Below are 11,179 nucleotides of genomic sequence, written 5' to 3'. Positions count from 1 at the left end.
CTCCGTGAATCCCCCGCCTCCCTGACCGGAGCGCGGGAATTTTTGTTTTTCACGCTGAGAACCCTGTATGAATAAAACTGATGGCCTTCAGGCCCTGGAAAAACCGCTGGCGTCGCTTCCCGATACGCTTCGCCAGCTTATTCTTGAACGTATTCAGAATCTGACCCACTACGAGCCGGTGATTGGCATCATGGGCAAGAGTGGTGCCGGTAAGTCGTCGCTCTGTAACGAACTCTTTCGGGGGAAAGTCTCCGCCGTCAGTGATGTGAACGCCTGCACCCGCGACATACTGCGCTTCCGGCTGCGCAGTGGTCGTCACAGTCTGGTGATTGTTGATTTACCGGGTGTGGGAGAAAACGGGCAACGGGACCATGAATACCGTGCCTTGTACCGGCGTATGCTGCCGGAACTGGACCTGGTGCTGTGGGTCATTAAAGCCGACGACCGGGCGCTGTCGGTGGATGAACATTTCTGGCACGGGGTGATGCAACCTTACCAGCAGCAGGTGCTGTTCGTGCTGAATCAGGCCGACAAAATAGAACCCTGCCATGAATGGGAGGCTCGCACCAGCACGCCTTCTGCACAGCAATGGACTAACCTTCAGGAAAAGCAGGCTGCCATTAGCGCGATGTTTAAACCGCATCATCCGGTCTGTGTGGTATCTGCCTGTAGCGGCTGGGGTACTGAAGAGATGGTGGCGACCATGATGCGCTGTCTGCCGGACCGCGCCACCAGCCCGGTGGCGACACAGCTGCACGGGAGGCTCTGCACGGAGCCGGTAAAGTCGCAGGCCCGTGATGGCTTCGGTGAGGCCGTGGGCCGGGTGTTTGATACGGCAGAATCATCATCGTTTCTGCCTGCGCCGTTGAAGACTGTGATTCGTACCGTGCGTGATACTGTGGTGTCGGTGGCCCGCGCGGTCTGGGACTGGATTTTCTTCTGAATGAGTAAAAGGTTATCAGGTTAGTGGTGGATTACTCTGTTTATTCACCACCCGGTAGATGATTTTTATGTGGCAGACATAACCTGTCTGCACCAGCAAAAGATACCACCAGTCATAAGCACGTTACTGCTGCCGACAGGGCATCCATACGGCCTTTTCGCGCCAGGCGTTTCGCTACGTATAACGGACACAACCTGTCAGTCTCATCCTTTACAGTAATACCTTCTTAATTAACTACTTACCCGACACGGAGATAATACATGTCTCAGGCTGAGCGTCGTTATGACCGCCTGTCTGTCCGGCTGTCGCTGATTATCAGCCGTCTGCTTGCGGGGGAAACGCTGAATATGCGCAAACTGGCGGCGGAGTTTGGCGTCTCGGAGCGTACCCTACATCGTGATTTCCGCGAGCGTCTGATTTATCTCGACCTCGAATATCAGGATGGCTGCTGCCGTCTGCTGACCGGAGGCCGTCAGGAGATTCAGGAGGAGGCCGCAATGCAGTTTGCCCGTCAGTCAGGCACTGGCGCGTTGTTTCCTGATATGGATCACCATCTGGTCAGTTCATTGCTGAGTAGCAAGGACTCCTCGCCATGCCTTATCTGGCATCAGGGGGCATCCGTACCGTCTTCCCGGCCAGGCATCTTCACGCGACTGGTCAGGGCAGTATCAGAGCAGCGGAGGATAACCCTGCTGGCTGACGGATGCCGTTGCGACAACCTTGCCCCCTACCGGCTGATTTTCAGCGGCGGTGAGTGGTTTCTGGTGGGGGAACACCTTGCCCGGATAACCGTTTTTGCACTGCACACAGTTCACTCCGTGACGTTTCACGCGGAAACCTTCACACCAGACGGACATTTCACCCGCATTCTGTCACACCCGGATTTTTTACAGGCGTTACCTCATTTTCATGTTTTTCATTCACTACTCGCTGACGGCAGTTACGGGCAGCTTACCCATAAGGAACAGGCATGAAATTACTCACCTCGGCGGCGCTGGCCGCCAGCCTCTGCATTACCTCTGTGACCCCGGCCATCGCAGAAAATATCGTGGGTTCAGTTAAGGCCTGGCAGTACATGCAGGCAGATGGCTGGACATCCGCTGATGGATACGATGATAACCATATGCATAACGCACTCTATCAGGCGGTTGTACTCGACAATTATCCCTGGACGAATCACTTTTTTCTTCGCAGCAGAGATGGAGGCTCGCTTTATCTGGCAGACAAAAAATCCCTGACGGTCAGATACATTGATATAAAACCCCGTGACGAATATCCGCTACATCTCCGGATTATTTATCAGGGCAATAATGAAGGTCAGGGCTGTTATTTCGCTGTCGTTGATGACCGGATGGCTAACTACTGGACAGCCGTTGAAGACAAGCTGCTCTACCAGTATCCCGCCGTTGAAAATGTTGATGAAAAAGCGGCTGAACTCAAAAAACAGTTCACGCCGGAAGTCATGATGATGGTAAAGGACAATTGTGTTAACAAACGGCAGCAGGCAGCGCTTGCAGCCCGGCGTACTGAAAAAGACAGGGAACTGCAACAGTGGGTGGCACAGCAGAGTCTTGCTGAGCTATGCCGTCGTACCGGTAACTGCTGACGCAGTCAAAACGATATTATCAGCAAGGGATCAACGTCATGAAAAAAACATACCCGCGTATTGTTGTCACTGTTCTGGCCGTTATCAGTGCTATCAGTGTTTCCGGTTGTGACAGCAAGGAAGATGCTGGCGTGAAAGCGATAGCCAGGTTTAAGGACCTGACTCCACCACCGTTCAGCAAGGTTGTCTCGCATAAATCCGATATTGCCCGGGAATGGGTAAAGAAGGATGCCTTTGGTACACCGCAATATACGGTGATGAAAACCCGCCAGTCACCGGAAGGCTGTGAGTCAGGCAATTATTACTACATTGCTGACATGCAGCAGAAAACAGTACAACCACTGATGGCAGCCCTGTGCCTTGCGGACAATATCACCCTGAGTTTCAGGATTGAAACCGACAGCTATACGGGTGAAAAATCGGTGGTGTATTCGCACGATGGCAAGGAAATGGGAAAACTCTATCTGCCGGAGAATCAGGAGAAAAATCCATGAAGAAGCTGAAAGGCGTTATCTCAGTTTTCGCTCTGAGTCTTTGTCTGCTGTCACCGGCTCAGGCCGAAGAACAGCGTTACATCAGTATCCGCAACACAGACATGGTCTGGGTGCCAGGCAATGTCTGCGTCTGGCAGTTTCGCCTGGACAACGGCGGAAGTGGTGAAGGATTCGGGCCTTTGACACTTTCCCTGCGTCTGAAAGATAAAGGGGGGAACACGCTGGCGATGGGGAATATGGCAGTGGCTGCATTTGGCGACAGCGATGCCACTCGCTCTCAGGAAGCCTCGCTGGAGAACGAATGCGTGGAAAACGTCAGTTCCGTCGAAATCATGAAGGCAACGGAAGCCTCTGATGGTTACCAGACTGACCTGCCGCTGTCAGTGTTTGATCCGCAGTATTATCACCCACTACCGGTGTCGGTTGCCGGAGGTAAGACATCCTGATGCCATCATTACTCGTCCGTTTCAGCCCCTGTCGCTTATGCCACAGGGGCTTTTTGTTTTAAGGAGCCAGTATGACTGAACTTACTGAATTACCTGAGGGGCCATTTACGCGTCAGCAGGCAGAGGTGGTTGCGTCTCAATATACCAGTGTTGCTATAGAGGATTAGCAAGGGGACACATTTCCGTCTGGTTATCCGTCATGAGTGTCGCATGGTCTGGCGAGCCTGGAACTTTGAGTCGGATGCCGGTTACTGGCTGAACCGGTATATCACTCGTGATGGCATCCGCAAATTTCCTGCATAACCACCACCAGCACATCATCGATATAAACAAAGTCAGGCCACACCTCCTTCGGGAAGTGTGGCCTTTTGTCTTTTTACCCACTGCATAAGGAGTTACCCATGCGATTAGCCAGCCGCTTTGGCCGTATAAACCAGATACGTCGTGACCGGCCTCTGACCCACGAAGAGCTGATGAGTCATGTTCCCAGCGTGTTCGGGAGTGACAAGCATGAATCTCGTTCAGACCGTTATACCTACATCCCGACCATCACCATCCTCGAAAGCCTGCAGCGTGAAGGCTTTGAGCCGTTCTTTGCCTGCCAGACAAAGGTTCGCGACCAGAGCAAGAGGGAGCACACCAAACACATGCTTCGCCTGCGTCGTGCCGGTCAACTTACCGGCCATCAGGTGCCGGAAATCATTCTACTTAACAGCCATGACGGCTCATCAAGCTACCAGATGCTGCCGGGGTTATTTCGCGGCGTCTGTACCAATGGCCTGGTCTGCGGTCAGTCATTCGGAGAAGTGCGGGTACCGCATAAAGGGAATGTTGTTGAGAAGGTGATTGAAGGGGCTTACGAAGTGCTCGGTGTGTTTGACCGGGTGGAGGAGAAGCGTGATGCAATGCAGTCTCTGGCGTTACCAGCCCCGGCCCGTCACGCGCTGGCAAATGCCGCACTGAAGTATCGATTTGGTGAGGAGCACCAGCCGGTCACGGTATCGCAGTTGCTGACCCCACGTCGCCGGGAGGACTACAGCGATGACCTGTGGACCGTATACCAGCGCGTGCAGGAGAACCTGATGAAAGGTGGATTGTCGGGGCGAACCGCTCAGGGGAAAAGCAGCCGCACCCGTGCTGTTACCGGTATTGATGGCGATGTGAAGCTTAATCGCGCCCTGTGGGTTATGGCAGAAAACATGCTCGATTTTTTCGGGCGTTAAACAACAGTTCCGGCATAAGGAGATAGTTTAATGAATACACAAAATCATCAGTTTGCGGAGCATACCGCAATTACTGCCTCGGTGGTCCCTGACGAGTTACGCATCGGCTTCTGGTCGCAGTACTTCGGCAGCATACCGCAGTGGATAATCCTTGAACCCACCGTTTTCGCGTGGATGGACCGCTTCTGCACGGACTACAGCGGCGGCATCTGGAATTTTTACACGCTGAGCAACGGCGGCGCGTTTATGGCCCCGGAAGTGGAGAACGATGAACTCTGGTCGCTGTTTAACACGATGAACGGCAACGGCGGTGACATGAGTGCCGAAGCTGCAGGGATTGCGGTCTGTCTGATGGCTTACAGCCACCATGCCTGCCGTACCGAATGCGACGCCATGACGGAGCACTACTACCGCCTGCGGGACTTCGCGCTCAACCACGCGGAATGCAACGCCATCATGCACATCATCGACTGAGGTCAGCCGCTATGGAGCAACAGTTACCGTTGTTTGCCCGTGAATTAGCCCTTGCCGACCAGCAGACAGTCTGGAAAGCCTTATCTCTGCTGGAGTGCCAGCTACGTGAAACCGGCGCATCATTTACTTCCAGCCATGCCGTCCGCGACTGGCTGCGCCTGCAGCTCGCGTCACTGGAGCGGGAAGAGTTTACCGCGCTCTTTCTCGATAACCAGCATCGCCTGATAGCCCACGAAACGCTATTTACCGGCACCATCAACCATACGCAGGTCCATCCCCGCGAAGTGGTGAAGGCCGGTCTGAAGCATAACTGCGCCGCTGTTATTGTCGCCCATAGCCATCCCTCCGGGGAGGCTGAACCCAGCAAGGCAGACCGTCAGGTCACTACGCGTATTCAGCAGGCGCTGGACCTGGTTGATATCCGCCTGCTGGACCACCTGGTGGTCGGCGGCATGGAGATCACCTCGTTTGCAGATCGTGGCTGGCTGTAGCACAACAGGAGAATAACCCAATGAAAATTATCAGTAAACGTCAGGCGATGGCGATATACCGCCAGTATCCGCAGTCCCGGTTGTTTCCCTTCTGCACGGGTAAATACAAATGGTCTGGCAGCATCTGCCACTACGCCGGACAGGAGGTTCAGGATATCAGCGGTGTGCTCGCGGTCTTCGCTGAACGCCGTCAGAGCCGCAACGGCCCCTATGTCGTATTACGCAGCGTCACGCTGAATTAACACACGTTTAAGGAAGGCTAAAATTGTCGAATGAAATACCGACAGTAAACCACGATATCACTGAACCCTGGTGGGGGCTTAAACGCAGTATCACGCCCTGTTTTGGCGCACGGCTGGTACAGGCGGGCAACCGTCTGCATTATCTCGCTGACCGGGCCAACATCACCGGACAGTTCAGCGACGCTGATTTACGGTATCTCGACCAGGCATTTCCACTGCTGCTCAAACAGCTTGAACTGATGCTCACCAGCGGTGAACTCAATCCCTGCCATCAGCACTGTGTCACGCTCTATGCAAAAGGGCTGACCTGCGAGGCCGACTCCCTCGGCTCGCATGGTTACGTATACCTGGCGATTTATCCGACACCAGCGGCAACCGCATAAAGCTTCTTACTACTTACCCTCGTTTTACCCATCAACAAAGAGATCCCACTATGCAAACCCAACCACTATCCTCAACTCAGGAGGCTACACCACGCCCGTCACCGGTGGAGATCTGGCAACGGCTTCTGAGCCACCTGTTGGATCGTCACTACGGTCTGACACTCAACGACACTCCGTTCGGCAACGATGGCGTGATTCAGGAGCATATCGACGCCGGTATCTCACTGTGCGACGCGGTGAATTTTATCGTGGAGAAATACGATCTGGTACGAACCGACCGTCGCGGTTTTAACGCAGAAACACAGTCGCCTCTTCTCAGCAGTATCGATATTCTCCGCGCCCGCAAAGCCACCGGACTGATGACCCGAAACGATTACAGAACGGTGACCGACATCACCACCGGTAAATACCGGGAGGTGCAGCCATGAAGCTGTCCCTGACGGTAGAAGCCGATACCCTCAACGTACTGGCTCTGAATGCGGGCCGGATCGCCGTGGATATTGATGGCATTGAACTAGCTGCGCTGATTGATGTGGTCTGTGATAACGGGTATTCCCTGCGTGTTGCTGACGAGCCCAGAAAGCTGGTTGTTGAAGATCCGCTGCCACCCCTCGCGCGCGTTAATGGCATCCAGTGCAGCACCGCGCATATCACGGCGGAAGACAATGCTCTGCTGTTTACCCTTGCACACCAGCATGAAGACTTTGGCGAGTCGGAATGGATTAGCTATACCGGCTCGGGTTATCTGCTCTACCTTGGCGCATGGTCGTTTCCGGTCTTGCATCTCAAACGTCTCGGCCTGTCGAAAGCATGCCGCCGGTTAGTGGTGACGCTTATCCGTCGCTACGCCGTTGGCATTGTTCATCTGGATGCCTTTGGCGAAGTGCTGCCGGGCTTTGCCACCTTCGACTGGTAACCCCACCTCAATCACCGCAAGGTTTTCACATGCCGGAATTGACCACTGAAACCGCTCTCGATATTTTGATTCGCTGGCTGCAGGACAACATCGATTGCGGCAGCGAGATTATCTTCGACAACGACGAAGACAGGACGGATTCGACAGCGCTGCTGCCATGGATTGAAAAGGCGCTTAAAGATGTCAGTGACCTCCGTCATCTTCAACTTCTGCAAGACGCAAAGACGAAATAACCCACCATTTCACACACTACCTGCATATGCGCCAGCCCGTAAACCGGCTGGTGTTGTGCATTTATGGAGTCCCTGAATATGAGCACAATTGAACCTGAGGTATTAACCGATCACACTGATGTTATTTGCTCCACCAGCATTGAGCGCATTGTTACCGGACGTAATGCAGCGTTGAGCCTGACAGAAATCCTTATCCATCAGCTTAGTGATATTTCTACACTAACCGACAGTATTGGCGGGGGCAAATCGAATGAATGGGGAGTGCGGCAATACCGTTACGACTGCTGGCTGATGGAGAAACCTGAAACCGCGATGAAGGCGATCACCCACAATATTGATCGTGGTATCTGGAAAGACCTGATGAAGAAATCGGGGATGCTAAGCCTGATGGATGCTCAGGCCCGTGATGAGTGGTACAAAAACCTTGAAGGGGAGGATATTCCGGCTGTTAGCGAAGCCAACATTCTGAGCACATTTGAGCAACTGCATCAGAGCAAAGGTGAGGTGTTTGAGCGAGGAGTAATCAATGTATTTAAGGGGCTATCCTGGAACTATAAGACCAATAGTCCCTGCAAATTTGGCACAAAAATCATTGTTACGGGACTAGTCAAATGTGACAGATGGGGATTTGGGCTGAACTGGGGCTGGCAACGGGATCGGTTAGCCGACCTTGAGCGCATGCTGATGCTCCTTGATGGTCAGCCCATTCCCGACAACCGCGCCGACGTCACACGTCGTCTTAGTGATCATATTCATACAAACCGACACAGTAATCGTTACGAGGATGAGATGTTTGCAATCAAGTATTTTCAGAAAGGAACCGCGCACATCAACTTTAAGCGGCCTGAACTGCTCGATAAACTGAATGACATCATTGCCCGGCACTATCCGGGAGCGCTGTCAGCGAGATGAAGAGCGCTGAGAGGCAATTCCTTACCTGACCCATTACCTGACCCAAATCACATCCAAAGAAAAAGGAGTCAGACGATTTCTCATCTAACTCCTTGTTTTATTTGGTGGCCCCTGTTGGGTTTGAACCAACGACCAAGCGATTATGAGTCGCCTGCTCTAACCACTGAGCTAAGGGGCCGTGGCGGTGAATTATAAAGTAACTCCGGCGTGCAATCCAGCCATAACCGTACGTATGCTGTTTTATTAAACAACGTATTTTCAATCCGTTATACTTTTCTTACGATGTTATGTAGTGGAGTCGTTATGGTTAAGGACATTTTAGCGCCAGGGTTGCGGGTCGTGTTCTGCGGCATCAATCCGGGGCTTTCTTCTGCCGGGACGGGATTTCCGTTTGCACATCCGGCGAACCGTTTCTGGAAGGTGATTCATCAGGCCGGTTTTACCGAGCGCCAGCTCAAACCCGAAGAGGCAGAACACCTGCTGGATTTTCGCTGCGGTGTCACCAAACTGGTTGACAGGCCAACGGTGCAGGCCAATGAAGTCTCGCGTCAGGAGTTGCACGACGGTGGACGTAGCCTGATTGTCAAAATTGAGCAGTACCAACCGCATGCCCTGGCGATTCTGGGTAAGCAGGCATTTGAGCAAGGCTTCAGCCAGCGCGGCGTACAGTGGGGAAAACAGAGCATAACCATTGGCGCAACGCAGGTGTGGGTGTTGCCGAATACCAGCGGGTTGAGCCGCATTACGCTGGATAAACTGGTGGAAGCATTCAGGGAACTGGATGAAGCGCTGATCGTGCGCGGAATGTAAAAAAAACGCCACCGAAAGGTGGCGTTTGTTGTTTGTGCGACGGGATTAGTCGTCCAGGAAGCTACGCAGCACTTCAGAACGGCTCGGGTGACGCAGTTTACGCAGCGCCTTCGCTTCGATCTGACGAATACGTTCGCGGGTAACGTCAAACTGTTTACCCACTTCTTCCAGCGTGTGGTCGGTGTTCATATCGATACCGAAACGCATACGCAGGACTTTCGCTTCACGCGCGGTCAGGCCAGCCAGCACGTCATGCGTTGCCGCACGCAGGCTCTCGGTTGTGGCAGAATCCAGCGGTAGCTCGAGGGTGGTATCCTCGATGAAATCACCCAGATGCGAATCTTCATCGTCACCAATCGGGGTTTCCATGGAGATCGGCTCTTTGGCGATCTTCAGCACTTTACGGATCTTGTCTTCCGGCATCAGCATACGTTCAGCCAGCTCTTCCGGCGTCGGCTCGCGACCCATCTCTTGCAGCATCTGGCGGGAGATACGGTTGAGTTTGTTGATGGTCTCAATCATATGCACCGGAATACGGATGGTGCGCGCCTGATCCGCGATAGAGCGGGTGATCGCCTGACGGATCCACCAGGTTGCATAGGTGGAGAACTTGTAACCACGACGGTATTCAAACTTATCGACCGCTTTCATCAGACCGATGTTGCCTTCCTGAATCAGATCCAGGAACTGCAGACCACGGTTGGTGTATTTCTTGGCGATAGAGATAACCAGACGTAAGTTTGCTTCAACCATCTCTTTCTTCGCACGACGCGCTTTCGCTTCGCCAATGGACATGCGACGGTTGATGTCTTTGACCTGCTCGATGGTCAGGCCGGTTTCTTCTTCAATCTGACGCAGTTTCTGCAGACCACGGTGAACGTCATCGGCCACATCATGCAGTTTTTCGGACCACGGCTTGTTCATCGCGATAGCCGCATTGAACCAGGTTTCGCTGGTTTCATTGCCGGTGAACAGGGTGATGAAGTTCTTCTTCGGCATTTTGCACTGCTCAACGCAGAGCTTCATGATCAGACGTTCCTGGGTACGAACCCTGTCCATCATGACGCGCATGCTGTTCACAAGGTAGTCAAACTGCTTTGGTACCAGACGGAACTGCTTGAATACTTCAGACAGCTTCAGGATCTCAGTCTGGGCATCGGCGTGGCTACGACCTTTCGCTTTGATGGTGTCACGCGTGACTTCGTACTGCGTACGCAGTTCGCCGAACTTCTCGCGCGCCAGCTCAGGATCGATGCTGTTGTCGTCATCGCTGCTGTCGTCGTCGCTGTCTTCTTCGTCTTCGTCCTCATCGTCATCCATGTCTTCCTGAGATAACTCAGATCCGACGTGAGTGGCGGTAGGGGCCAGATCTTCTTCCGCGTTTGGATCGACAAAACCGGTGATCAGATCGGACAGACGGGCTTCTTCAGCTTCAACGCGATCGTACTGCTCAAGCAGATAGGTAATAGCTTCTGGATATTCGGCAACGGAGCACTGAACCTGGTTGATCCCGTCTTCGATGCGTTTCGCAATATCGATTTCGCCTTCGCGGGTCAACAGTTCAACGGTACCCATTTCACGCATGTACATGCGAACCGGGTCAGTGGTACGACCGATTTCAGACTCTACGCTGGACAGAACTTGCGCAGCCGCTTCTTCCGCGTCTTCGTCGGTACTGGTGGTGTTTTCAGCAAGCAGCAGATCATCGGCATCCGGTGCTTCTTCCATCACCTGAATACCCATGTCGTTGATCATTTGGATGATATCTTCAATTTGATCTGAATCGACGATATCTTCCGGCAGATGGTCATTGACCTCGGCATAGGTCAGATAGCCTTGCTCCTTACCACGGGTGACAAGAAGCTTCAGCTGTGACTGCGGGTTTTGCTCCATAAGACGGTATCCACACTTAATTCGTTTGATTAGAGTCAGCAAGCCGTTGCTGCCAACATTTAAAGCGAGGGCGTACTTATATTTGTGGCCGCTGCCTCTCAGTGCGGCTGTCG

General features: G+C 53.2%; 17 protein-coding genes, 1 tRNA gene and 1 pseudogene. 17 read left to right on the top strand and 2 right to left on the bottom strand.

The window, feature by feature from the left end:
- Positions 1-67: 67 nt before the first annotated feature.
- The 16 genes and pseudogenes from GBC03_27320 to GBC03_27245 all read left to right on the top strand — a co-directional run bounded on the left by GBC03_27320 (position 68) and on the right by GBC03_27245 (position 8,363).
- Positions 68-943, top strand: coding sequence for a GTP-binding protein (locus tag GBC03_27320; protein QFS73665.1), 876 nt, complete (start codon positions 68-70; stop codon positions 941-943).
- Positions 944-973: 30 nt separating this feature from the next.
- Positions 974-1,162 (top strand): hypothetical protein, encoded by a 189-nt coding sequence (locus tag GBC03_27315; GenBank protein QFS74144.1) that lies wholly within the window; start codon positions 974-976, stop codon positions 1,160-1,162.
- A gap of 41 nt (positions 1,163-1,203) precedes the next feature.
- Complete coding sequence (locus tag GBC03_27310; GenBank protein QFS73664.1) at positions 1,204-1,917, top strand: WYL domain-containing protein; 714 nt, start codon at positions 1,204-1,206, stop codon at positions 1,915-1,917.
- A complete protein-coding gene (locus GBC03_27305; GenBank protein QFS73663.1) occupies positions 1,914-2,549 on the top strand; it encodes a hypothetical protein in 636 nt (211 codons plus the stop codon). Before GBC03_27310 ends, GBC03_27305 begins: the two co-directional genes overlap by 4 nt.
- 38 nt (positions 2,550-2,587) lie before the next feature.
- Positions 2,588-3,043 (top strand): hypothetical protein, encoded by a 456-nt coding sequence (locus GBC03_27300; GenBank protein QFS73662.1) that lies wholly within the window; start codon positions 2,588-2,590, stop codon positions 3,041-3,043.
- Positions 3,040-3,489, top strand: coding sequence for a hypothetical protein (locus GBC03_27295; GenBank protein ID QFS73661.1), 450 nt, complete (start codon positions 3,040-3,042; stop codon positions 3,487-3,489). Before GBC03_27300 ends, GBC03_27295 begins: the two co-directional genes overlap by 4 nt.
- A 71-nt stretch (positions 3,490-3,560) precedes the next feature.
- A pseudogene (locus GBC03_27290) lies at positions 3,561-3,792 on the top strand (DUF905 domain-containing protein).
- A 98-nt stretch (positions 3,793-3,890) separates the two neighbouring features.
- A complete protein-coding gene (locus GBC03_27285; protein QFS73660.1) occupies positions 3,891-4,712 on the top strand; it encodes a DUF932 domain-containing protein in 822 nt (273 codons plus the stop codon).
- A 30-nt stretch (positions 4,713-4,742) separates the two neighbouring features.
- Positions 4,743-5,186, top strand: coding sequence for an antirestriction protein (locus tag GBC03_27280; protein ID QFS73659.1), 444 nt, complete (start codon positions 4,743-4,745; stop codon positions 5,184-5,186).
- Positions 5,187-5,197: 11 nt separating this feature from the next.
- Positions 5,198-5,677 (top strand): DNA repair protein RadC, encoded by a 480-nt coding sequence (radC, locus tag GBC03_27275; protein ID QFS73658.1) that lies wholly within the window; start codon positions 5,198-5,200, stop codon positions 5,675-5,677.
- A gap of 20 nt (positions 5,678-5,697) precedes the next feature.
- The gene (locus GBC03_27270) at positions 5,698-5,919 is read left to right on the top strand and encodes a DUF987 family protein (protein QFS73657.1); all 222 of its coding nucleotides are present in this window, start codon (positions 5,698-5,700) and stop codon (positions 5,917-5,919) included.
- Positions 5,920-5,942: 23 nt separating this feature from the next.
- Positions 5,943-6,302: a type IV toxin-antitoxin system YeeU family antitoxin gene (locus GBC03_27265; GenBank protein ID QFS73656.1), complete on the top strand. Its 360-nt coding sequence runs from the start codon at positions 5,943-5,945 to the stop codon at positions 6,300-6,302.
- Between the two features lie 50 nt (positions 6,303-6,352).
- A complete protein-coding gene (locus tag GBC03_27260) occupies positions 6,353-6,730 on the top strand; it encodes a toxin CbtA (GenBank protein QFS73655.1) in 378 nt (125 codons plus the stop codon).
- Positions 6,727-7,218, top strand: a complete 492-nt coding sequence (locus GBC03_27255; GenBank protein ID QFS73654.1) for a hypothetical protein — start codon at positions 6,727-6,729, stop codon at positions 7,216-7,218. The genes GBC03_27260 and GBC03_27255 overlap by 4 nt, the downstream gene beginning before the upstream one ends.
- A gap of 29 nt (positions 7,219-7,247) precedes the next feature.
- On the top strand, positions 7,248-7,451 hold the full coding sequence (locus GBC03_27250) for a DUF957 domain-containing protein (GenBank protein ID QFS73653.1): 204 nt from the start codon (positions 7,248-7,250) through the stop codon (positions 7,449-7,451).
- Positions 7,452-7,514: 63 nt separating this feature from the next.
- Positions 7,515-8,363 carry a DUF4942 domain-containing protein gene (locus GBC03_27245; GenBank protein QFS73652.1) on the top strand — a complete coding sequence of 283 codons (849 nt, stop codon included), beginning with the start codon at positions 7,515-7,517 and terminating at the stop codon, positions 8,361-8,363.
- A gap of 102 nt (positions 8,364-8,465) precedes the next feature.
- Here the strand turns inward: GBC03_27245 and GBC03_27240 are convergent.
- Positions 8,466-8,541, bottom strand: a tRNA-Ile gene (locus tag GBC03_27240).
- Positions 8,542-8,666: 125 nt separating this feature from the next.
- Between GBC03_27240 and GBC03_27235 the strand changes: the two genes are divergently transcribed.
- Positions 8,667-9,173 carry a G/U mismatch-specific DNA glycosylase gene (locus GBC03_27235; protein ID QFS73651.1) on the top strand — a complete coding sequence of 169 codons (507 nt, stop codon included), beginning with the start codon at positions 8,667-8,669 and terminating at the stop codon, positions 9,171-9,173.
- 45 nt (positions 9,174-9,218) lie between these two features.
- Here the strand turns inward: GBC03_27235 and rpoD are convergent, their stop codons facing one another.
- Positions 9,219-11,066: an RNA polymerase sigma factor RpoD gene (gene rpoD / locus GBC03_27230; GenBank protein QFS73650.1), complete on the bottom strand. Its 1,848-nt coding sequence runs from the start codon at positions 11,064-11,066 to the stop codon at positions 9,219-9,221.
- Positions 11,067-11,179: the final 113 nt, after the last annotated feature.

This window comes from Citrobacter telavivensis, from assembly GCA_009363175.1.
GTDB classification, from domain to species: Bacteria; Pseudomonadota; Gammaproteobacteria; order Enterobacterales; family Enterobacteriaceae; genus Citrobacter_A; species Citrobacter_A telavivensis.
The sequence above is the reverse complement of the archived record's forward strand: the minus strand, read 5'-3'. Positions and strand labels throughout refer to the sequence as shown.